The organism is Mycolicibacterium aromaticivorans JS19b1 = JCM 16368 (genome assembly GCF_000559085.1).
Taxonomy (GTDB): domain Bacteria; phylum Actinomycetota; class Actinomycetes; order Mycobacteriales; family Mycobacteriaceae; genus Mycobacterium; species Mycobacterium aromaticivorans.
Genome location: NZ_JALN02000001.1, coordinates 5,041,337 through 5,063,856, shown reverse-complemented (window position 1 = coordinate 5,063,856; position 22,520 = coordinate 5,041,337). Strand labels below are relative to the sequence as shown.

Genomic DNA, 22,520 nt, shown 5'->3' with positions numbered 1-22,520 from the left:
GCGCTATCTGAAGCGAAAATGAAGATGTGCGCTTCGCCCCGTCGTCTTCAGGCTGACTTCATCGCGCGTTCCTACCCTCGGCCTCATCAACGAATCCAGACCGAAGGTGAGCTCATGATGAACGACGACACCCAGCCAGAACACCGCGAATCGCGGGGCGACGCATCGCTGGACGGCCCCGATGCGCCCCAGACGCAACCGCCCGCGACTCCCCCGTCCAGCCCGCCCCGCCAGCGCGACGAAAATGGTGATCGGCGGCACCGCATGATCGCCCTCGGCGCAGCCGGACTGATCGGTCTGGCCGTCGGCCTTCTGGGGGGCGCCGCCTTCAGCACCCAACCGTTCCTGACGCTGACCGTCGGCACCGCCGCGGATCCCGCGCCCCGCGCCAACCCGCCGGGGGCTGACAAGCTTCCCCCGCCGCCACCGCCCATCCCGGGGCCGGGCGACCGCCGACCACCGCCGCCGGCGCCGCCGCAGCCGTGGGATCGGGAGCGCCCCGCGCCGCCCGTCCCACCGCTGCCCGGTAGCGGACCCGGACCGATGAACCCCATGCCGGGGCAAGCCCCACCGGTTGGCACCCCTGATAGAAGTGGTGGCGACTCGCCACCACCACCGCCGGCTACGGCGAATGCCCCGGCATCGCCCTTGCCCGCCGAACGGCCGGCGACCCCGCCGAGTCCCTCACGGTCAGCTGACGGCCAGGCTCGGTAGATAGAACGGGGTCATGAACGAACTCGCACGGGTGTCCCCGTCGAAGGCTCCGGCCAAGAAGGCTGCCAAAAAGGCGGCGAAGAAGGCGCCCGGCAAAGCGGCGGCGAAGAAGGCGCCCGGCAAGCATCCCCCGCACAAGCACCCGGCCGAGAAGGCGGTGAAAAAGGCTCCGGCGAAAAAGGCTGAGCACAAGTCAGCGGCCAAGAAGACCGCCAAGAAGGCGCCTGGGAAGAAGACTGCGGGAAAGAAAGCTGCGCCCCGCAGCCCTCAGCGCGACTCGTCTTCCGACGCGAGCACAGCGCGGCCTCGTCCGTCGATGGCGCTGCCTGCACCGCCGACGGATCCCCTGATCATCCTGGGACTGAGCACCGATTTCGGTGCCGCGGACCTCCGGCGAGCCTGGCGGCGCTTCGCGGCCCGGCATCACCCCGATCAAGGAGGTGACGCCGCGACGTTCGCCCGGGGTCGCCGCGCCTATGAGGCTCTGCGCCAACAGATTTCATGACCAGCCTCACCGCCGCCGGAGCGGGCGGTCACAGCTCCAGCAGCACCGTGACCGGGCCGTCGTTGACCAACGCCACCGCCATGTCGGCACCGAACACGCCGGTTTCGACGTGGGCGCCCAGCTCCCGCAGCGCATCGGCGAAGGCTGTGACGAGCGGCTCGGCGACGGTGCCCGGCGCGGCCGCGTTCCAGGTCGGTCTGCGCCCCTTCACGGTGTTGGCGTACAGGGTGAACTGGCTGATCACCAGGATTGGTGCGCCGATGTCGGCCGCGGACCGTTCATCGTCGAGAATCCGCAACTGCCATAGCTTTTCGGCGAGCCGGCGAGCGATGGCGTCGGTGTCGGAATGGGTGACGCCCACCAGGGCCAGCAGGCCCTGACCGGACGGCCGGATTTCCCCGACCACCTTTCCATCCACCGACACCGACGCCGACGTCACCCGCTGCACCAGCACCCGCATGGCTGCCGATGCTAGTGCGTGGCGTCGTGTCGACGATGCCGCCCAGGAGACGAGCTACTCCCCGGTGCCCACCGGCGCGTACCCGAGAATTGCTTTGGTCTCCAGGAAATCGGCGAAACCCTCTTCGCCCCACTCCCGGCCGTTGCCACTGGTCTTGTACCCGCCGAAGGGGGCCTTGATGTCGAACGCGTGGTTGATCGCGACGGCGCCGGCACGGATACGCCGAGCCAGCGCACGCGCCTGGTCCAGGTCGGCACCGGAGACGTACCCATAGAGGCCGTAATCGGTGTCGTTGCCGATCTCGACGGCCTGGTCCAGGTTGTCGTAACCCAGGATGCACAGCACCGGTCCGAAGATCTCCTCGCGGGCGATCGTCATGTCGTTGTTCACGTCGGCGAACACCGTCGGACGCACGTAGTAGCCGGTGTCAAGGCCTTCAGGACGGCCCGGACCGCCCGCCACCACCTTCGCTCCCTCGGCGATGCCCTTCTCGATGAGGCCTTGTACCTTCTCGAACTGCGCGCGGGAGGCCACCGGCCCGATGGCCGAGCTGTCGGACAGATCGCCGACCTTCACTCCCTCTGCGGTGGCCTTCGCCACCGCCACGGCTTCATCCATCCGCGAGTTCGGAACCAGCATGCGCGATGGCGCATTACAGCTCTGCCCGGAGTTCATCATCATCACCGCGACGCCGGCCGCGACGCTCTGGCCGAACGCCTCGTCGTCGAGCACGATGTTGGGACTCTTTCCGCCGAGTTCCTGGCTGACTCGCTTGACGCTGGGTGCGGCGTTGCGCGCCACCTCGATGCCTGCCCGGGTCGAGCCGGTGAACGACACCATGTCGATGCCGGGATGGCTGGACAGCGCGGCGCCGACGCCCGGCCCGTCACCGAAGACCATGTTGTAGACACCCGCGGGAAGCCCTGCGGCGTCGATGATCTCGGTGAAGATCTGCCCGGAGAACGGCGCGACCTCGGACGGCTTGAGCACCATGGTGCACCCGGCGGCCAGAGCCGGGAACACCTTGCAGGCGATCTGGTTGATCGGCCAGTTCCACGGCGTGATGAGGCCGCACACCCCGACCGGCTCCTTGACCACCATGGTCTGGCCGCGCTCGGTTTCGAAGCTGTAGTTCTTCAGCACGTCGATGGCAGTGGAGAGGTGACCGAGACCCATCATCACCTGCGGCCCCGCGGCCAGCGTCGGAGGGGCGCCCATCTCCTCGTGCACCGCATCGGCGAGATCCTTCAGACGTTTCTGGTACTCGTCGAGGATCGTCTGCAAGGCGTCGAGGCGGTCTTCCTTGGAGCTGACCGACCACGTGCCGAATGCCGTGCGGGCCGCCTTGACCGCTTTGTCCACGTCGGCGTCGCTGCCGATGGCGATCGTGCCGCCGACCTGCTCGAGCGTCGGGTTGTCGACGTCGAGCGTCCGCAGCTCGACCGGATCCACCCACTGGCCATCGATGTAGAACTTCAAATATTCACGCATGATCACATCCTCCTCAATCCGGGTGGGTTATTGGGTGCCTTCGGCGTACCAGGTCCTGAATCGGTCGTACTTGGGCATCTCTTCGGAGTTGGCCTTCGGGTCGATGCACACGTGCACCACGCCGACTTTTCCACTCGCGTACGCGCGGGCGATCGCTGGGCCGATCTCCTCTTCTTTCTCCACATATTCGCCGTGGCAACCGAAACCCTCGGCGATCTTGTCCATCCGGACATCCTTGCTCCAGTGCACGCCGGGTTGCGGCGACGGCTGGTCGAAGGTCCGCTTGTACACGCCAACCTCGAGACCCCACTGATGGTCGACGCCGACCACACACACCAGCGGCACGTTCTGCCGAGCGGCGGTCTCCAACTCGGCGATGTGAAACAGGAACGCCGAGTCGCTGGTGAGCAGCATCACCGGGCGGTTACCGCCCTCGGCCACCGAGGCACCGACGGCATACGGCAAGCCGGTGCCCAGGTGACCGAAGTTCTGATTCCAGATCACATCGCGCGGCTTGGTCTGCGAATAGGTCCACTGAAAGATCACCGTCGCCCCGCCGTCGCGCACCAGGATCCCGTCGTCGAGTTCGTCGAACGCCTTGGTCGCCTCGACGACGTACCGGGCCGGGTGCACCGGGGTGCGTCCGCTCGGCGCCTCCTCCGCCACCCGCGCCAGCTCGGCGACGTCGGCTTTGATCAGCGTCTCGAGGGCGGCCGACGGAGCGCGAGGAGTGTCCCGTAGCGCCTCGACCAGCTGTGGCACCACACCGCGCAGGTCACCGACCAGCGCCACGTCGATGGGCCGGTTGACGCCGATGGCGGTCGGGTCCTGCTCGACCATCACCCATTTGCGCGTCGCGTTGTTGGCAGCCCAGTGCTGGGTGCGGCCGTAATGCATGGGTTCGCCGAGTTCGGTGCCCAGCGCCACGCACAGGTCGGATTCTTCGACGGCTTCATTGGCGGCCGGGGAGAACAGGTACGGGAACGTCCGGTCCTGCAGACCCGGGACGAACGATGTACCGCCGGACGTCTGGATCACCGGGCACGCCATCAGCTCGGCGAGCTCCTTGACTTCCTGCTGGGTTCTGGAGGTGTGCACCCCGTGACCGACCAGTAGCACGGGGCTCTTGGCTTCGCGGATCAGGGTCGCCGCCTCGGCCACCTCACGGGAGCCCGCACCCTGGTTCACCAACCGGTAGGACGACGGCGGCGGCGCGTCATCGACGTCGAGCTCTTCGAGGATGACGTGCGAGGGGAATTCGACGTAGGTCGGGCCGGGGGTGCCGGACATCGCCTTGCGGATGGCCTCGTGGATGATCTCGTCCGTCTGGTCGGCGTACTCGATGGAGCTGCTGTACTTCACTGATGCGGCGAAAAGCGGTTCCTGCTGGACGAATTGGATACGTCCGCGCCGCACCCGGCGTTCGGTGACCCGGGCCCGCTGCCCGCCCAGGAAGATGACCGGCGAGTTCTCGACGAGTGCGCACTGGATGGCGCCTGCGATGTTGGCCATGCCCGGGCCGAGCGTTCCGATGCACAGGCCGGGCTTGCCCGTCATCCGGGATGCGGCCTCGGCCATGAATCCGGCGCTCAGCTCGTGGTGCGGCGCCACAACCGACCAACCGCGGGCGTCCGCTTCGGTGAACATGTGCACGAAGTTGGGATCGGGGATGCCGAACAACGTGTTCACACCCTCGGCCTCGAACAGGTCGAGAATGCGTTTGTAAACGGGAACACCCATGCGAAACTCCTTGACTTCTCTATAGATAACGTTGAGCAAGCTCGTGGCGACAGGACGCGGGCGAGCCGAACAGCGAACGGTTCAGCGCGGCCCGCTTGAGGTAGACGTGAATGCCGCTCTCCCACGTGTAGCCGATGCCGCCGTGCAGCTGCATGGCTTTGCCTGCCACGTCGACAGCGGTGCTGCACGCGTACGACTTGGCCATCGAGGCCTTCACGGCAGCATCGCGCTGATCGAGTGCGATGGCGTGTACTGCAGCACTGACTAATTGGCGCGACACCGAGATCGCGACGTACATGTCAGCGCAGGCGTGCTTGACGGCCTGGAACGAGCCGATGGGCCTGCCGAACTGTTGCCGCACTTTGGCGTAGTCGACGGTCGCGGTGAGCATGGCTTCGGCCACGCCGAGACTGTCGCATGCGATGGCGACGGCAGCCCGGTCGCGAAGCCGGCGGCCGGCGGACTCGTCGACGAAACTCAGTGCTGCTCCTGGGCGTTCGACCGCGACGCGGGCCAGGCGGCGCGTCTCATCCAGTACCGGCTGCGGGGTGATGCTCACCGTCGCCTCGGTGACCCCGGCGTCGGTGACGACCAAGACCGTGTCGGCACCCTCGGCATCGGGCACGAAATCGAACGGCTCGAACGCGACGGCTACCCGGGTGTCGCCCGACGCGATCTCGGCCAGCAGCCGATCACGGAACTCGCTGGGCTCCAGCGCATTCAGCACCCCGACGGCCAGCACGGCGCTGCCGAGAAAGCTCGTGGTGCTGGCTGCGCGACCCAGCTCCTCGCAGATGACCGCCACCTCGGCGAAGGTCGCGCCGGCACCGCCGAGGTGCTCGGCCACCTCGAGCCCGACCCACCCCGCGTCGGCCAGCACCGGCCAGGCGACGGCGCGGTCTTTGGCCAACAGCTCAGCCGCCAACGAACGCAGCTCGCCATGGAACTCGTCGAATTCTGATGTCTCTGCGGCCATCACACGCTACTCGGCTCTCGCGGCAGGCCCAGCCCGCGTTCGGCGATGATCGTGCGCTGAATCTCGCTGGCGCCGCCCGGGATCGTCCATTCCCAGGAGCCGATGAAGTCCAGCACCCACGCCCCGGACTCCCAGCCGCTGGACGCGGGTTTGACGAGTGTGGTGTGGGCGGCCAGGCCGCCGATCTCGGCGCCGAAGTCGGTCATCCGCTGCAGCAGTTCGCTGTAGAACAACTTCACCACCGAGGCGTCTGCCGCGCCGACACCCCCGGTGTCATGGCTGAGCACCAGGTCCCGACACAGTCCACGCAGCCCGGCGATCTCGATCTCGAACTGCGCCAGGCGATCGGCGACTCGCGCATCCGTGATTGGCGAGCAGGCCTGCACCAGCCGGCGGAAGCCCGCGTTCGCCAGCCGCTCGGTCAATTCCAGCATCGTCATGCCGCGCTCGGCGCCGAGCGTGGCCTGCGCGACCTGCCAGCCCTGGTTCTCGGTGCCGATCAGGTTCGCGGCCGGGATCTCGACACCGTCGAGGAAGATCTCGCAGAAGTGCGAGTCGCCCACGGCGTTGCGGATCGGCCGGACCTCGACGCCCGGACTGGTCATGTCCATCAGGAAGTACGAGATGCCGTCGCGTTTCGGGGCGCCAGGATCGGTGCGGGCCAGCAACAGGCACCAGTCGGCGTGCAATCCCCCGCTGGCCCAGAGCTTTTGACCGTCGACGACAAACGTGTCGCCCTCGCGCCGGGCGGTGGTGCGCAGGCTGGCCAGGTCCGATCCAGCCTCGGGCTCGCTGAAACCCTGCACCCAGATCTCGCCATCGAGAATCGCGGGCAGATGCCGGCGGCGCTGCTCGTCGGTTCCCGCGACCAGCAGCGTGGACGCCGCATGGTGGATACCGACGAACGCGAGCACCAGCCGCGGCGCGTCGTGGGCGGCCAGTTCGGAGTACAGCACGATCTGCTCGTCGACGGGCATGCCGCCACCCCACTCGGCGGGCCAATGCGGCACCGCGAACCCGGCAGCGTGCAGCTCGGCGAACCACGCCTTCTGGAAAGCCACGAATTCAGCTTCGCTGGCGCCGGTTTGGGTAGCCCGCCAGTCGGTGGGGATGTTCGCGACGCACCACGCGCGGACATGCTCGCGAAACTCGTCCGGGCTCGTCATGGCTTGACTCGCAGCCGGTCCATGGCATGGGCGGCTGCCACACCGTCGTCGAACGACGGCGCGATCTGCGTGCCGCTTCGGATCGCCTCGACGACCGCGCCGAGGAACGACGACAACGCCGGCGGTGGCGACCGCCGTGGCGCTGGCGGAAACTGATGAGTCCGCGGATCTTCACCAGGCCGGTACACCACCAGTGTCGTGTCGGCCGTCAACTCAATGGAGCCGGCGCTGCCGAGCAGCGTGGCCCGCGGTGCCAGCGGAACCGCCCCGGCGAAACCGGTGTCGTGTGCGGCGGTGCAGCCGTTGGTCATCCTGAACCAGGCCGAGTACGCATCCTCGGCGGTCGCCTCGGGCGGCGAACCATCGATACGCGTGACACCCCGGCAGTCGGCCACCTCGCTGTTGAACAACCAGCGCGTGTAGTCGATGAGGTGCGAGCCGTAGGCGCCGATCCAACCGCCACCGCGCTCACGATCGTTGATCCAGCCGTACTCGCGTCCGCGTAGTCCGCTGCCGTAGAACGTCCAGTTCAGATGCACTGGCGCCCCGATCGTTCCATCGTCGGCCAGCTGTTTCAGCTTCGCCCACGCCTCGGCGAACCGGAACTCGAAGTTCAGGAAGTTCAGCACTCCGGCTTCCGTTGCCCTGTCACGCATCGCCTCGGCCTCGGCGGCGTTGCGGCCGAACGGCTTGTCGCAGAGCACGGGGTGCCCGTGATCGATGGTGGCGTTCACATGATCGACGTGCAGGAACGGTGGCGAGTGCACCGAGACCAGATCGACGTCGTCGGATGCGATCGCATGCTGCACCGCGGACTCGTCACGTGGGCTGATCACCTCGACGTCGAGGCCGAGACTCGAGTAGACCGGAGCGGCAGCGTGCTTTCCGAAGCCGGTGCCGATGACAACGACCTTCACGCGAAAAGTCCTTTCAATCCGGCCCCGCCCACCCTGCGTGTCAGCAGGTCTCGCGTCGCGGACAGGCCCGATGGGAGCCGCCGCAGCGGCTGGCTGTGGCGCGAGAGCCACGACAGCGTCGTCTCGTCGCAGAACCCCACCGCACCGTGCAGCTGATGGCACACCCGAAAGACGATCTCCGCGGCTTCGAGAGCCGACATCCGGAGGGCGAGAGCATCGTTCAACGCGTCGGGGCTGTCGCTTCCGATGCTCCACAGCGCGTACTTGGCGAGCATATCCAACCCGCTGCGCTCGACTTCGGCGTCGGTGAGCTGGAACTGCACTCCCTGAAAGCCCGATAGCGACTGGCCGAATTGCTTGCGCAGGCTCACATGAGCAACGGTCAGCTCGATCGCACGATCCAGCATCCCGAGCAGCGTCCAGCATTGCAGTGTCAGCGCCAGGGCGATATCCCCGGTGCCGTTCTCGTCGATCGCCGCCAGCTGCAGCCCGGTGACGAACGCCGGGCCGTCCTCGGCATGGCCGGCCACGTGGGCTCGTTCGCCGGCCAGGGTCACTGCTGCCCAACGGGTTTCGAGTCCGGCCAGAGTCGCCATCGGACGGATACCTGCTACGACCACCAGGCCGTCGACGTCGAGGTCGGTGGGGGCGGCCAGGCGCTCGGCCACCGGGTACGGCAGCGCCCAGTAGCCTGCGCTGCGGCACAGAGCCGCGGCGGCTTCCAGACTGTCCGGGTCGGTGCGAGGGTCGAGTTCCCACGCGCCCAACCCGGTCAGGATCGGACCGACAAGTGACTCCCGGAGGTCTGGTTTAGCCTCGGCCTGCTGCACCAGCTGGTCACCGCCTGCGGCCTCGAAAGCCCGGAGTGCCTGATGCCCGAACTCTCTGGCATCCTCGCTGAGATCCAGCACCATCCCGGTCATTTCGCGGCCGCCAGCATGGAACGCGACAGCAGGATGCGCTGCATCTCGATGCTACCGGAGGACACTGTCGAGGCCTGGGAGTACTTCCAGTGGTCGTCGACCTCGGCGAGGAACCACCCCGCGCGCGGGTCGTCGTGGGAGACCTCGGCCACGATGTCCATCAACACCTCTGCGCTGTCCTGATCCAACGTGGTGACCGCGATCCGGTAAGCGGCGGCGTCGCCGGGCCGGACCCGCCCGGTGTTCTGGAGTTCCACGATGCGATAGGCCATCAGCCGCGCACGGCGGCAATGCGTCAACATCCGCACCCACCTGCCGCGCAGTTCAGCAGACACGGCATCCCACCGGTCGCCGAGAACCGTTGGCGCCGCTGCCAGCAACCGTTCACACCGCGCGTATCGAGCGATTCCCACCCGCTCGAACGAGGTCACCTCCTGCACGATCGACCATCCGTCGTCGATGGTGCCGAGCACGTCGGCCTCGGTGACCCGCAAATTGTCGAAGAACACCTCGTTGAGGTGATGGGGGCCCATCATGCATCGGATCGGCCGCACCGTGATGGCCGGATCGTCCATCGGGACCAGGAAGATCGTCAGGCCCTGTTGTTTTTTCTGCGTTGCGCCTTCTCCCACTTTGGTCGTGCGCGCCAGCAGAAAACACCACTGCGCCATCGTCGCGTAGGACGTCCAGATCTTCTGACCACTCACCAACCAACCATCGCCGTCGCGGCGCGCGGTGGTGCGCAGCGACGCCAGATCCGAACCCGCTTCGGGCTCCGAGAAACCCTGACACCAGATGACTTCGCCGCGGGCAATTGCCGGAAGATGGGTGCGCTGCTGGGATTCGGTGCCGTGCCGCATGATGATGGGCCCCACCCAGTTGACCCCCATGTACTGGGCACCGCGCGGTTCGTGGTGCGCCCACATCTCCTCGCGGACCACGGTCTGTTCCCACACCGAGACGCCGCGACCGCCGAACTCCTGTGGCCAGGCCGGACAGAGCAATTCGTGCTCGGCCAGCGTTCGGCAAAACCTTTGCGCGACATTCAGATCCGCGGGGTCATCGGTGAACGCTCCGAGATATCCATCCGGGACATGGTCCTTCACCAGCTCACGCAGCTGTGTGCGCAGTGCTGCCGCAGACGCGCCCATCTCGAAGTTCAGATTCATCGGCTCTCCACTTCCGCCAGACCCAACTCGGCCAGCACAGCCTCGGTGTCGGCGCCGAGTTCAGGTGTGGGGCCGGCAATCCGGCCCGGAGTCCGGGAGAACCAGGTGGGCACGCCCGGCATCCGTACCGGACCCTGGGCAGTGGGCACGGTCTCGAAGAATCCGACGGCGTTGAGCTGTTCGTTGTCGAACAGTGCCTGGGGCGAATTCAGCGGTGCGGCCGGAATCTCGAGCTCGACGAACAACGTCAACCACTCCTCGGTGGTGCGTTCGGTCATGGTCTGCGCCACCAATGAGTACACGGTGTCGATCTCGGCGGCCCGCGCCGTGAGCGTCGCGTAACGCTCGGTAGCCCAGACGGGCTGCACGGAGTCGATGAAGCTGGCCCAGTGCCGGTCGTTGTAGATCAATGCCGAGATGTAGCCGTCCTTGGTGCGATACGGCTTTCGATTCGGCGCGACCGTCCGGTGGTACATCGCCGGCCCGAGCGGCGGGTCGAACATCGCCCCGTTGGCGTGCTCGACGAGCATGAACGAGGCCATCGTCTCGAACATCGCGACTTCGACCTCCTGACCTTCGCCGGTTCGCTCGCGGTGGAAGAGCGCCATCGTCGTCGCATAGACCGCGGTGAGTCCGGCGACCTTGTCCGCGACGATCGTGGCGACATAGTTCGCCTCACCGGTCAATGCGGCCTGCACGGCTGGCAGGCCGCACTCGGCCTGAATGGTGTCGTCGTACGCGGGACGGTCCCGGTCGGGTCCGCGGCGGCCGTATCCGTAGCAGTTGGTGTAGACGATCGAGGGGTTCATGGCGGCGACGTCGTCGTAGCCGAACCCGAGTTTGGTGATCGCCTTCGCCCGCATCGAGTGGATGAACACGTCGGCACCCGCGATCAGCGCGCGCAGCGCGGCCCGGCCCTTGTCGGATCGAAGATCGAGTACCACACTGCGTTTGCCACGGTTGACGTTGACGAACACACCGCTGAGCCCGGGCGCCGGACCGACGGACACGTAGCGGGTGTCGTCACCGGCCGGTGGCTCGACCTTCACGACGTCGGCGCCCATGTCGGCCAGGATCTGGGTGCAGTAGGGTCCCATCACCATCGCGGTGAGGTCGACCACCCGGATCCCGGCCAGTGGGCCGCTGCTGCTCATAGCGTGCCCCTTGCCATTGCGAAGCTGTGGCCGATGTGCGCGTGGTGGCCGTCGGGGACCACCGGGAACACGAGCTGCTCACTGAGGTCGCGAATCTGGTCGATGCGAGCGCCCACGTCGTCGACGGTCCACGCCGGCTGGTAGACCCCAGCGGACTCGACGACGGCGACCCGGGCCACCCGGCCGGCGATTGCAGTGAGGATCTCGCCTGTTACCGAACAGGATTCGTGCGCCAGCCAGCCGACCACGGGAGCGACCAGCTCGGGACCCATCGGCGGGTAGGCCGATGTGTCAATGCCTTCGGCCATTCTGGTGACCGCTGCCGGGACGATGACGTTGCAGCGCACCCCGTATTCGGCGCCTTCCAGCGCGACGACGTTGGACAACCCGATCACCCCGGCCTTGGCCGCGGCGTAGTTGGCCACCCCGCGGTTGCCGTATAGGCCGCCGATCGACGACGTGAGGATCACTCGACCGTAGCCGGCCTGACACATCGACGGAAACGCCGCCCGCACAACGTGAAAAGCACCGTGCAGGTGAACGTCGAGCACCGCGTCGAAGGTCTCGGCCGTCATCTCCGACAGCGGTGCGTGGCGGACGTTTCCAGCGTTGTGAATAACAATATCCAGGCGGCCGTAAGCATCGAGGGCCGCCGCCACGATCGCCTGACCACCCTGCGCGCTCGCCACCGAGTCCGACGACGCGATCGCCTCCCCGCCGGCCGCGGTGATCTCGTCGACCACCTGCTGAGCCGGGCCGGTGTCGGCACCGTCACCGGTGAGCTCACCGCCGACGTCGTTGACGACGATCTTGGCGCCCAGACCGGCGAGCAGTAGCGCGTACTCGCGGCCCAGCCCCCGGCCGGCGCCGGTGATGACGGCGACACGGCCGTCGAATCGTGCTTGTGCCATCTAAGTTCCGAGCACCAGACCGTCGAGGTCACCCTTGGACCGCCATTCGGCGAGGAGGTCGTCGAAGGCGTAGAAGCCGGGCGAATAGAAGTCACCGAGGAACGCGCCGTTGTCCTTCGCGCCGCCCTGGCCTTCGTTGTTGTAATAGCCTGGCGTGCAGGACAATTCGAATGCGGAATTGTCGATCGACAACTCCCGGACCGTGTTGACCCAGGCGTCCTGCCCTTCTTGACTCGGCTCGACGGTTGTCGCGCCGCGATTCTGGGCCTCGGCGATGATGTAGGCGATGTGCTTGGCCTGCTGCTCGAACATCGCGGTGGTGTTGGCGGAGACACCGCCCTGGATGAAGCCCATGAAGAACTGGTTCGGGAATCCGCGGCTGGTCATGCCGTGCAGGGTCTTGTACGAATCGTGCCAGTGCTCGAACAACGACAGCCCGTCGCGACCGACGATGGCGTCGATCGCGAACCGCCGGCTGATCTCGGTGGAGATCTCGAAGCCGCTCGCGAAGATCACGCAGTCGACCTGGTATTCGACCCCGTCCGCGACGATCCCCCGCTCGGTCAGCCGTTCAACACCTTTGGACGCCGACACGTCGACGAGGGTGACGTTGGGACGGTTGAAGGTGGCCAGGTAGTGCTCACTGGACGTCGGACGCTTGCACATGAAGCGGTAGTAGGGCTTGAGCGCCTCGGCGGTGGCCGGATCCTCGACGATCTCGGCCACGAGGCGGCGCAGCCGCTCCATGATCTTGAAGTCCTCTTCCTCTCTGAACGCCATGATCTGCTCGATCGACACCGACGCGGGATCGTCGCTCGCGGCGATCCGGGCAGTCAGGTTCCGTCCGAGCTCGGTCCAGAAGTCGCACACCAGATCCGGTTCACCGAACACCACACCGACGAACGGCGACCAGTTGTGGAAGTTGCGCTTGCGCTCTTCCTGCCAACCGGGCTGCAGCGCAGCGGGCCAGGCCGGATCGGTCGGAGGATTGGTTCGCGCGTCGACCGACGACGGCGTGCGCTGGAAGACGAAGAGCTCTTGGGCGTCCCGGCCCAGATGCGGAACCAGCTGAATGCCGGTCGCGCCGGTCCCCACCAGCGCGACACGCTTGTCGGCCAGTTTGTCCAATCCACCGTCGGCGCTGCCGCCGGTGTACTCGTAATCCCAGCGCGCGGAATGGAACACATGGCCGGCGAAGTCCGTGATCCCCGGGATGCCCGGCAGCTTCGGCCGGTTGTAGGAGCCCTGCGCCATCACGACGAACCTGGCCCGGATGTCGTCACCCCGGTCGGTGCTGATCCGCCAGCGTTGCGTCTCGTCCTCCCAGTGCAGTTCGCGCACCTGGGTGGAGAACAGCGCACCGTCGTACAGCCCAAATTGCTTTCCGATGTTGCGGCAGTGCCCAAATATCTCGGCGCCGTCGGCGAATTTCTTCGACGGCATGAAGCCCAGTTCCTCGAGCATGGGGATGTAGCAGTAGGCATCGTTGTCGCACTGAATCCCCGGGAACCGGTTCCAGTACCACACGCCGCCGAAATCGCCGGCCATCTCGATGACCCGGATGCCGTCGACGCCGGCCTTCTTCAGGTAGGCGCCCGCCAGCAACCCGGCAAAACCGCCGCCGAGCACCACAACATCGACGTCTTCGACGATCGGATCACGCTGCACCACCGGCGTATACGGGTCGACTTCGTAGAACTCGGCGAATTCGCCGTCAAGCTCCAGATATTGCGCGGAACCTTCCGGACGTAGTCGCTTTTCGCGCTCGACCCGGTACTTCTCCCGCATCGCATCGATGTCGATGTCGGTGGGGGTCTCGGTGGGTCCGCACTCGGCGGTCATCGACCGTCCTCCTCTGCGAGCGGTCGGGGTTGCCCGGTGCCCATGTACTTCGACAACTGGTGGTGCAGGTTGACGGTGCTGCGCTCGCGGTACGGGTTCGGCTGTGTACCGGGAAAACCCAGCGACTTCATCCCCTTCTGGACGGCGGCCATGTTGGAGAAGTCCTGCGGCAGCACACTGCGCCACCGCGGATCGCCCACCGGGGTGTACTCCCACTCCGTTTGGGGCTCGGCCCCTTTGGGATAGAGCTCGAACACCGAGACCTCGAAGATGCACTTATCCGGGTCGTAGCCCGGGTCGGGGCGCGCCCCGTAGCACAGTGCACTGGTCAGGCCCTGACCGATCTGGAAGTTCGGGAACAGCTGCCACGCGGTGCCGCTCTGACCGAGGATATCGGCAGGGATCGTCGGCCAGAAGACCCCGCGTGCCTCGTCGTCGCGCCGCGCGGAGGCCAGCCAGTGCTCCAGAACCTTGTCGGCGGGGGTGCCCTCGGGCAATTCGTCGACGAGTCGCAATGCGGCGGCCACCAGGGTCGCCGTGGTGGTGGCGTTGGTTTCCTCCATGGTGTACACCTGCATCTCCGCGGTGGAGATCCGGGGGTCACCGGTCCCGAGCCTGATCTTTGACTTCGTCTCGGCCATGTCCTCCGGAGCGTCGTAGCCGATGTTGCTGTGCCGGCCCTGCGCCTTGGCCCAGCCCTTGAATTCCCCGAATTTGTTGAACTCCGGATGTGTGGTGAAGACGTGATAGGTCTCGTTGAACGCTTCCAGCGCGACTTTCCAATTGCAGTCGAAATGCACCCATTTGCGCCACTTGCACCGCATGTTCTCCAACCCGAACGGATCGAGGATCTTCGCGGCCGGGAACAGGTAGTCCGCCAACGGTTCGCAGTCGGGATCCATGTTGACCCACAGCCAGCCACCCCAGGTGCCGACGTTCACCGGCCGGAGCCGGGTGTTGTCCGGATTCAGCGCACCCTTCCAGTCGGCCTCTTCCCGGATATGGGTGCAGGTGCCGTCCAGACCGTATGTCCAGCCGTGGAATCCGCAGACGAACGACTTACGGGCCCGTCCGACAGCATGTTTCGCACCTGCCGGGGTGTCCACCAGCCGGCGGCCGCGGTGCATACACACGTTGTGGTGTGCGGCGAAGGTGTCCGCGCCGGTTCGTACGACGATGATCGAGTCGTCGAGGATGTCGTAGGTCAGGTAGCTGCCCACCTCGGGCAGTTCCTCCACCCGGCCGACCTGCTGCCAGACCTTGCGCCACAGCTTGTCGCGTTCAGCACGGGCGTAATCCGGCGAGATGTAGGCATCTACGCCGATGGTCATCGGCTCCGCGAGCTCGTCGACACTCTCCACTTCGCCCATCCTCACGTCCTTTCAGGGCCTGCTGATTTCGCGGCGGAAGTCGTCGTCCTTGAGGAACAGCGAGGTGTTGTCGGCACGCAGGTGGCTCCACCGCAGGTCCAGGCCACCGTCGACGAGCAGGGTTTGGCCAGTGATGTAACTGGCGAGGTCCGAGAGCAGGAACACGATGGCGCCGGCCTGTTCTTCCGGTTGCCCCCGCCGTCCCATCGCGATCGCCGCTCGGTCCCGTTCCGGATCGGCGTCGACGTAGGTGCGCGACGCCGCTGTCTCGGTGACCCCGGGCGCAACCGCGTTGACCCGGATCTCGGCGGGTGCGAGTTCGACCGCGAGGGTGCGGGTGGCCGCGACGATCGCAGCCTTGGCTGTGCCGTAGGCGATGTGGAAGGGCGCGGTGTTCATGCCGCTGATCGACGAGACCGACACGATTGAGCCAGGGCCACCGACTGCCCGGATCTCGGCGGCCACCGCCTGACTCATGAAGAACATCGTCTCCAGGTTGGCGGTGAACAGGTCCCGCCAGTCGTCACGGCTGACCCGGGTGGCGGGCATCCACGTCGAGGGCGCGGCACCGCCGGCAATGTTGACCAGGCCGTGCAATCGCCCCTCGGTGCTGCGCACCGCGGCCAGCACAGCCGCGATCCCGTCATCGGTCGCGGCGTCGGCCGTCACCGGCACGATCGGCAGTCCGTCAGCGATCAGCGGACCGATGTGGGTGTCGAGGTTGTCCCGCGAGCGGCTGACAGCCACGACGGTCGCGCCGGCCCGTGCGGCCATGTCGGCGACGGCGGTTCCAATGCCGCCGCCGGCGCCCGACACCACCACGATGCGGCCGTCGAGCTTGAGGAGATCCGCCATACCCTGCTTTCACTCGATATTTTGTCCGGACAAATAGCTGCACTCTGCCGAATGGAGAACATGATTCCGCAGCGGTTATAGCGACGTCAAGGGTCTCAACGAAGAAATATGACGCCTATTGTCTGGACTAAATCAGCTTGGTACGGTCACGCCGTGATGCTGCAGCAGAACGGCCGCTTCACCCTCGTCCAACCCCCGGTGGTGGCCGAGGGCTGGACAGTCGAACGCCGAACCGCACCCAGCCGACTGTTCGGGGCCAACGGTCTGCGGACCGGTCCGGACGGTCGGGTGTACATCGCGCAGGTGACCGGCAGCCAGATCAGCGCCCTGGACATCGGGACCGGATCACTCGACACGATCAGCGCCAAGGGCGGCGACATCATCGCCCCCGATGACGTCGCGTTCGACGATGCCGGGAACCTCTACGCCACCGAGGTGATGGACGGGCGGGTCAGCGCGCGCGCCGCCGACGGCACCACCCGGGTGCTGCGCGACGATGTGCCATGCGCCAACGGCATCACCGTGCACCACGGCCGGCTCTTCATCGGTGAATGCCGCGAGGGTGGCCGCATCATGGAGCTCGATCCGGCCGGCGGGCCGCCGCGCATCCTGCTGGAGAATGCGCCCTCACCCAACGCGATGGAGGTCGGACCCGACGGGCTGCTGTACTTCCCGGTGATGGGCGCCAACGCGATCTGGCGAATCGATCCGGACGGCGGTGAGCCCGAAGTGGTGGCGACGGGTCTCGGCGTGCCCGACGCCGTCAAGTTCGACGCGAACGGCAATCTGGTCTCCACCCAGGTCCACAGCGGCCAGGTGCTGCAGATCGATCCGCGCACCGGCGAGCAGACCGTACTGGCCAACCTCAGTCCCGGGCTGGACAACCTCACCTTCGTGGGAAACAGACTGTTCGTCTCCAACTTCACCGGTGAGATCACCGAGGTCCTCGCCGGTTTGCGGACCCGCACGGCGCTGCCCGGCGGGCTGAACTGGCCGTTGGACCTCACGGTCGGCTCCGACGGCGTGGTCTACATCGCTGACGGCACCTACTTCTATGCACTGGGCGCCGATGGCGTGCTACATACCCTCGGCATGCTGTTCAGCCCCGGCTACCCCGGTTTCATCCGGGGTGTGACCGCGACGGGGCCGGGCGAATTCGTGGTGACGACCTCAGGGGGGCAGGTCGCCCGATTCCGTCCGACCGATGGCGAAAGTGATTTTCTGGCAGACGGATTGGACCAGCTCTACGGGGTGGCCGTCGGAGCGCGTGGAATCGTCGCCGTCGAGCAGGGCACCGGGAGACTGGTGTCCGTGGACGCCGGTCGCATCGAGGTACTGGCAACCGGACTCGACACCCCGGTCGGGGTGGCGTTCGGACCCGATGGCAGCCCGCTGGTCAGCGAACGCGGCCGTGTGGTCAGGGTCGACGGCGGCACGATCGAGCCGGTGGTGGACGGATTGGGTTGTCCGCAGGGCATTCTGGTGGACGGCAACCGGCTCTACATCGTCGACGCGGAGGCCAAGTCAGTGCTCGAAGTCGATCTGGACAGCGGATCGCGAACCACGATCGCCTCGGGTCTTCCGGTCGGCGCACCACCTGGCGTCACCCCCAAACCGCTGCGCGGCATGCCGCCGTTCTCGGGTCCCCAGGGACCGTTCGCCGGGATCGCCACCGCGCTGGACGGCACCCTATACGTCTCGGCCGATGCCGACGGCAGCGTCCTGGCCCTGCATCGGGGCGGCTGACATGTCGCCTCCCGAGTCCGGCGACCACCGCTATATTCAGGTGGCCCGCACGCTGCGCAAGGAGATCGTGGACGGGGTGTATCCCGTCGGTTCTCAGCTGCCCACCGAACATGAACTGTGCCAACGGTTTTCGGTCAGCCGGTATACGGTACGCGAAGCCTTGCGACGGCTGCGTGAGGACAACCTGGTGTCGTCCCGGCCGCGGGCGGGCACGATGGTGGTGCCCAGGCCGTCGGCGCACGCCTACGTCCAGGACGTGGTGTCCATCAACGATCTGCTGGCCTTCGCGACGGGCGCCCGCTTCGCCATCGAATCGATCGCCATGGTGCCCATCGACGACGAACTCGAGCACCGAACAGGTTTGACGGCCGGCGAAGACTGGCTGGCAGTTTGGGGATTCCGCGGCGCCGACGGAGCCGACGCCCCGGTCTGCCGTACCGAGTATTACATCAACCGCGCGTTCGCGGCCGTGGGCCGGATGCTGCAGAACCATAGCGGGCCGATCTTCCCACTCATCGAGGACCTGTTCGGGCTGAGCATCGTTGAAGTGCGGCAGGAGATCTCCGCTGTCCAGATCAGCGTCGAGCTGGCCGGCCGGCTCAAGGTCGAACCGAGTACACCCGCCCTCGAGATGCAACGAACCTACATCACGTCCGATGGCGAGATCGCCCAGGTGACCGTCAACACCCACCCGGCCTCGCGGTTCCGCCACTCGATGACGATGCGACGGGTGAAGGGCTGACGGGCAGTGCGCACCGCGCAGCGTGACGCCGAATTGGCCACCCGGGCCTATGTTTCCGGCTTGTGGGTGCACGACACCCTGGCCGACGCACTGACCGCCGCCGCCCGCGACACCCCGCGGCGGGAGGTTGTCATCGACGGCCCGGTGCGCCTCGACTGCGCAACGCTTCACGATCGCGCGACCGGGCTTGCCGGCGTGATGCTCAACCGGATACCCGCCGGAAGCGTGGTGTCGTTCATGTTGCCCAACTGGCATGAAGCGGCGATCGTCTATCACGCCGCGACCGCGGCCGGCATGGTGGTCAACCCGATTCTGCCGTCGCTGCGCGACCACGAGCTGGCTTTCATCCTGGCCGATGCCGATGTGCGAATGATCTTCGTGCCCGGCGACGTCGGCGGTCACGCCTATGCGGCAATGCTCCAACGGGTCACCGCGACGCTGCCCGATCCACCTCTTGTCATCGTGGTGCGCGGCGAACCCTTGGCCGGGCAGCTCGCGTTCGACTCGCTCCCGACGCAGCCGGCGCCGGCTCCGGCTCTCGACCCCAACGCCGTCCGGATGATCCTCTACACCTCCGGCACCACCGGACGCCCCAAAGGGGTTCTTCACAGCCATAATTCGATTCACGCTTTGATCCGCCAGATCGGCAGACACTGGCTGATCGAACCCGGATCGGCATTCTTGGTGCCCTCCCCCATCGCCCACATCGGTGGCTCGATCTATGCGTTCGAATGCCCAGTCCTGCTGGGAACCACCGCGGTGCTGATGGACCGGTGGAACTCCGAGGACGCGGTCGCACTACTGACCGCCGAGCACTGCACGCACATGGCCGGCGCGACGCCGTTCCTGCAGGCGATTCTCGCCGCCGCCCAACGCGCGAACACCCGACTACCCGACCTGCGGGTGTTCATCTGTGGCGGTGCCTCGGTTTCGCCGCAGCTGATCCGCACTGCCGCTGACTATTTCGAGCGGGCGCTGGTCTCCCGGGTGTACGGCTCCACCGAGGTGCCGGTCACTACGATCGGCGCTCCCGACGATCGCGACCGGGCCGCCGACACCGACGGCCGACCCGGCATCGCCGACGTCACGATCGTGGACGGTGAAATCCGGGCCCGCGGTCCGCAGATGCTGCTGGGCTACCTGCATCCGGAGGACAACACCGACGCCTTCGATGCTGACGGTTATTTCCGCACCGGCGATCTCGGTCATTGGGTGGACGGCCGCTATCTCGTGGTCACCGGCCGGGCCAAGGAGATCGTGATCCGCAACGGCGAGAACATCTCCCCCAAGGAAGTCGAGGACGTACTGCTCGGCCACCCCGGCATCAGCGAGATCGCGATCGTCGGAGTCCCCGACCGGCGCACCGGCGAGCGGGCGTGTGCGGTGATCGTCACCGATCGGGCGCCGGGGCCAGACGTCGGCGATCTGCGCGACTTCCTGCAGGCCACCGGTGTCGCGAAGTTCAAGTGGCCCGAGCAGGTCGTCGTCTGGGACGCACTGCCCAAGAACGACGCAGGCAAGGTACTGAAACATCGAATTCGAGCAAGATTGGTCGACGCGGATGAGTGATCCACAGGTGGCGGTGGTGACGGGGGCAAGCAGCGGAATCGGATTCGCCTGCGCCACAACGCTCGCTGCGGCGGGTATGGCTGTCGTCGGCACCGGGCGCGACGCGGGCCGGCTGGCCGCGCTGGCCGACGCAATCGGCGATCCCAACCGGGTGGCCACCCTGGCGGTCGACCTCACCGACGACGATGCGCCGCAGCGGATCGTCGAGGAGGCGGTCTCCCGATGGGGACATGTCGACTTCCTGATCAACAACGCCGGTGTCGGCAGCCCGAAACCGCTGCACGAAACCGACGACGAGACGCTCGACTACTTCCTCGGCGTCATGCTGCGCGCGCCGTTCCGGCTCGCCCGCGACGTCATCCCACACATGCGAGTAGGTTCGGCCATCATCAATGTCACGTCGACCTTCGCGGTGGTCGGCGGTCTGCGTGGCGGCGCCTACTCCGCAGCAAAGGGCGGTCTGACCGCACTGACCATGCACATCGCGTGCCAGTACGGCGCACAAGGGATTCGCAGCAACGCCGTCGCGCCGGGCGTCACGGTCACCCCGATGGTGGAGCACCGCTTGGACGACCCCGGCTTCCGGAAGATGCAGACGGAGATGACACCGCACACCCGGCTGGGCCGGGTCGAGGACATCGCCGGCACGGTGGCGTTCTTGTGCTCCCCCGCAGGCAGTTTCGTCAACGGCCAGACCATCGTGGTCGACGGAGGCTGGAGCTCCACCAAGTATCTGTCCGACTTCGCGCTGACCTCAGAGTGGGTCGCCCGGTGAACCTGTTCGCCACCCTCGATCAGGCCGCGGACCGCTTCGGGGACCGCGGCGCGGTGTATTGCGGCGAGCAGCAGCTGCACACCTGGAGCCAGCTCAGGCAGCGCGCGCTGCGACTGGCCGCATCGCTTCGGCGTGTCCACGCACCAGGCCGGCGGATCGCGATCGCCAGCGAGAACCGCGCGGAGATCATCGAGCTGTTCTACGCGGTGTGGGCGGCCGAGTGCGTCGTCGTTCCAGTCAACTTCAAGCTCCATCCCCGCGAGATGGCACAGATCCTCGACGACTGCGGTGCGGCAATGGTATTCGCTTCTCCTAAGATCGCGGCGGAACTGACCCCGCACTCCCCGGTCGGCGTCGAACAGATCGGCGGCCCGGACTACGACCAGCTGTTCACCGCCCCGCCCGCTGACGCCCCGGTAACCGACCCGTCGACGCTGGCGTGGCTCTTCTACACCAGCGGTACCACCGGCCGCTCCAAGGGAGCGATGCTGTCCCACCGCAGTCTCACCGCGATGACGGTGGCACATCTGGCCGATATCGATTCCCCGGACGAGAAGTGCAGCCTGCTGCACGCCGCCCCGATGTCGCACGGCTCCGGTCTCTACATCGCGCCCTACGTATTGCGCGGCGCACGGCAGGTGGTTGCCGCATCCGGCGTCTTCGACCCGGAGGAGTTCCTCGATCTCTGCGCGGCACACCCGGGATCTTCAGCGTTCCTGGCGCCCACCATGATTCAGCGCCTGGTCGACACCGGGCGCAAGGCACCCGCCGCCCTCCGCACGATCGTGTACGGCGGAGGCCCGATGTACGTCGACGGCCTGAAGAAGGCGATGGCCGCGTTCGGGCCGGTCTTCGCACAGATCTACGGCCAGGGTGAATCTCCGATGACCATCACCGGCTTGCGGCGTGCCGACCATGAACTCGCCGGCGACGAGATCCTCGGGTCGGTGGGATACCCCCGTTCCGGCGTCGAGGTGGCGGTGCTGGGCCAGGACGGCTCACGCGCCGAGCCGGGCCAGATCGGCGAGATCGTCTGTCGTGGCGACGTGGTGATGTCCGGGTATTGGAACAACCCGGCGGCCACCCGCGACACCGTCAGGCAGGGCTGGCTGTACACCGGGGACATGGGCTCGTTCGACGACCGTGGCTACTTGACCTTGCACGACCGCTCCAAGGACGTGGTGATCAGCGGTGGTAGCAACATCTATCCGCGGGAGGTGGAGGAGGCGCTGCTGGAGCATCCGGACGTCGCCGAAGCCTGCGTGGTCGGTGCGCCGGATCCCGAGTGGGGTGAGGTCGTCGTGGCGTTCGTCGTGGGCTCCGCCGCCGGCGATGTGCTCGACGCCCACCTGCTCGATCGGATTGCCCGGTTCAAACGGCCAAAGCGCTACCTCTTCGTCGACGACCTGCCCAAGAACAGTTACGGCAAGGTGCTCAAGCGCGAATTGCGCGCCCGCCTCGGGTAACGACGTTCTCGTCTGCATAGAATGCCGCT

At 66.7% G+C, this 22,520-nt stretch carries 20 protein-coding genes; 7 read left to right on the top strand and 13 right to left on the bottom strand.

The window, feature by feature from the left end; genetic code table 11:
• The first annotated feature begins 114 nt into the window (after positions 1-114).
• A complete protein-coding gene (locus Y900_RS32190) occupies positions 115-714 on the top strand; it encodes a hypothetical protein (protein ID WP_131536267.1) in 600 nt (199 codons plus the stop codon).
• A gap of 13 nt (positions 715-727) precedes the next feature.
• Complete coding sequence (locus Y900_RS32040) at positions 728-1,219, top strand: hypothetical protein (protein WP_051660235.1); 492 nt, start codon at positions 728-730, stop codon at positions 1,217-1,219.
• A gap of 28 nt (positions 1,220-1,247) precedes the next feature.
• On the opposite strand, the gene dtd is transcribed toward Y900_RS32040, so the two are convergent.
• The 13 genes from dtd to Y900_RS24070 are packed head-to-tail and all read right to left on the bottom strand — an operon-like array spanning position 1,248 to position 16,193.
• Entirely contained in the window at positions 1,248-1,679 is a 432-nt protein-coding gene (dtd, locus tag Y900_RS24130) for a D-aminoacyl-tRNA deacylase (RefSeq protein ID WP_036344900.1), read from the bottom strand.
• 54 nt (positions 1,680-1,733) lie between these two features.
• A complete protein-coding gene (locus Y900_RS24125) occupies positions 1,734-3,170 on the bottom strand; it encodes an aldehyde dehydrogenase family protein (protein ID WP_036347677.1) in 1,437 nt (478 codons plus the stop codon).
• A 27-nt stretch (positions 3,171-3,197) separates the two neighbouring features.
• Complete coding sequence (locus tag Y900_RS24120; RefSeq protein ID WP_036344898.1) at positions 3,198-4,910, bottom strand: thiamine pyrophosphate-binding protein; 1,713 nt, start codon at positions 4,908-4,910, stop codon at positions 3,198-3,200.
• Between the two features lie 19 nt (positions 4,911-4,929).
• Positions 4,930-5,886, bottom strand: coding sequence for an acyl-CoA dehydrogenase family protein (locus Y900_RS24115; protein WP_036344897.1), 957 nt, complete (start codon positions 5,884-5,886; stop codon positions 4,930-4,932).
• Positions 5,886-7,052, bottom strand: a complete 1,167-nt coding sequence (locus tag Y900_RS24110) for an acyl-CoA dehydrogenase family protein (RefSeq protein WP_036344895.1) — start codon at positions 7,050-7,052, stop codon at positions 5,886-5,888. Before Y900_RS24110 ends, Y900_RS24115 begins: the two co-directional genes overlap by 1 nt.
• The gene (locus Y900_RS24105; RefSeq protein ID WP_036344894.1) at positions 7,049-7,969 is read right to left on the bottom strand and encodes a Gfo/Idh/MocA family protein; all 921 of its coding nucleotides are present in this window, start codon (positions 7,967-7,969) and stop codon (positions 7,049-7,051) included. The genes Y900_RS24110 and Y900_RS24105 overlap by 4 nt, the downstream gene beginning before the upstream one ends.
• On the bottom strand, positions 7,966-8,883 hold the full coding sequence (locus Y900_RS24100) for an acyl-CoA dehydrogenase family protein (RefSeq protein WP_036347676.1): 918 nt from the start codon (positions 8,881-8,883) through the stop codon (positions 7,966-7,968). The genes Y900_RS24105 and Y900_RS24100 overlap by 4 nt, the downstream gene beginning before the upstream one ends.
• Before the next feature lie 5 nt (positions 8,884-8,888).
• The gene (locus Y900_RS24095) at positions 8,889-10,061 is read right to left on the bottom strand and encodes an acyl-CoA dehydrogenase family protein (RefSeq protein WP_036344893.1); all 1,173 of its coding nucleotides are present in this window, start codon (positions 10,059-10,061) and stop codon (positions 8,889-8,891) included.
• Positions 10,058-11,215: a CaiB/BaiF CoA transferase family protein gene (locus Y900_RS24090; RefSeq protein ID WP_036344891.1), complete on the bottom strand. Its 1,158-nt coding sequence runs from the start codon at positions 11,213-11,215 to the stop codon at positions 10,058-10,060. The genes Y900_RS24095 and Y900_RS24090 overlap by 4 nt, the downstream gene beginning before the upstream one ends.
• A complete protein-coding gene (locus tag Y900_RS24085; protein ID WP_036344890.1) occupies positions 11,212-12,126 on the bottom strand; it encodes an SDR family NAD(P)-dependent oxidoreductase in 915 nt (304 codons plus the stop codon). Before Y900_RS24085 ends, Y900_RS24090 begins: the two co-directional genes overlap by 4 nt.
• Positions 12,127-13,968, bottom strand: a complete 1,842-nt coding sequence (locus tag Y900_RS24080) for a flavin-containing monooxygenase (protein ID WP_036344888.1) — start codon at positions 13,966-13,968, stop codon at positions 12,127-12,129.
• Positions 13,965-15,338, bottom strand: a complete 1,374-nt coding sequence (locus Y900_RS24075) for an aromatic ring-hydroxylating oxygenase subunit alpha (protein WP_036344886.1) — start codon at positions 15,336-15,338, stop codon at positions 13,965-13,967. Before Y900_RS24075 ends, Y900_RS24080 begins: the two co-directional genes overlap by 4 nt.
• Positions 15,339-15,350: 12 nt before the next feature.
• Positions 15,351-16,193, bottom strand: coding sequence for an SDR family NAD(P)-dependent oxidoreductase (locus Y900_RS24070; RefSeq protein ID WP_036344885.1), 843 nt, complete (start codon positions 16,191-16,193; stop codon positions 15,351-15,353).
• Positions 16,194-16,349: 156 nt separating this feature from the next.
• On the opposite strand from Y900_RS24070, the gene Y900_RS24065 reads away from it, so the two are divergent.
• Genes Y900_RS24065 through Y900_RS24045 form a run of 5 tightly spaced genes read left to right on the top strand, consistent with a single transcriptional unit; the run spans position 16,350 to position 22,491 of the window.
• Positions 16,350-17,939, top strand: a complete 1,590-nt coding sequence (locus tag Y900_RS24065) for a Vgb family protein (RefSeq protein ID WP_036344884.1) — start codon at positions 16,350-16,352, stop codon at positions 17,937-17,939.
• A 1-nt stretch (position 17,940) separates the two neighbouring features.
• Positions 17,941-18,681 (top strand): GntR family transcriptional regulator, encoded by a 741-nt coding sequence (locus Y900_RS24060; protein ID WP_036344882.1) that lies wholly within the window; start codon positions 17,941-17,943, stop codon positions 18,679-18,681.
• Positions 18,682-18,687: 6 nt separating this feature from the next.
• Positions 18,688-20,250, top strand: a complete 1,563-nt coding sequence (locus tag Y900_RS24055) for an AMP-binding protein (RefSeq protein WP_081845220.1) — start codon at positions 18,688-18,690, stop codon at positions 20,248-20,250.
• Complete coding sequence (locus tag Y900_RS24050; protein ID WP_036344881.1) at positions 20,243-21,025, top strand: SDR family NAD(P)-dependent oxidoreductase; 783 nt, start codon at positions 20,243-20,245, stop codon at positions 21,023-21,025. Before Y900_RS24055 ends, Y900_RS24050 begins: the two co-directional genes overlap by 8 nt.
• A complete protein-coding gene (locus tag Y900_RS24045; protein WP_036347672.1) occupies positions 21,022-22,491 on the top strand; it encodes an AMP-binding protein in 1,470 nt (489 codons plus the stop codon). The genes Y900_RS24050 and Y900_RS24045 overlap by 4 nt, the downstream gene beginning before the upstream one ends.
• The last annotated feature ends 29 nt before the right edge of the window (positions 22,492-22,520 follow it).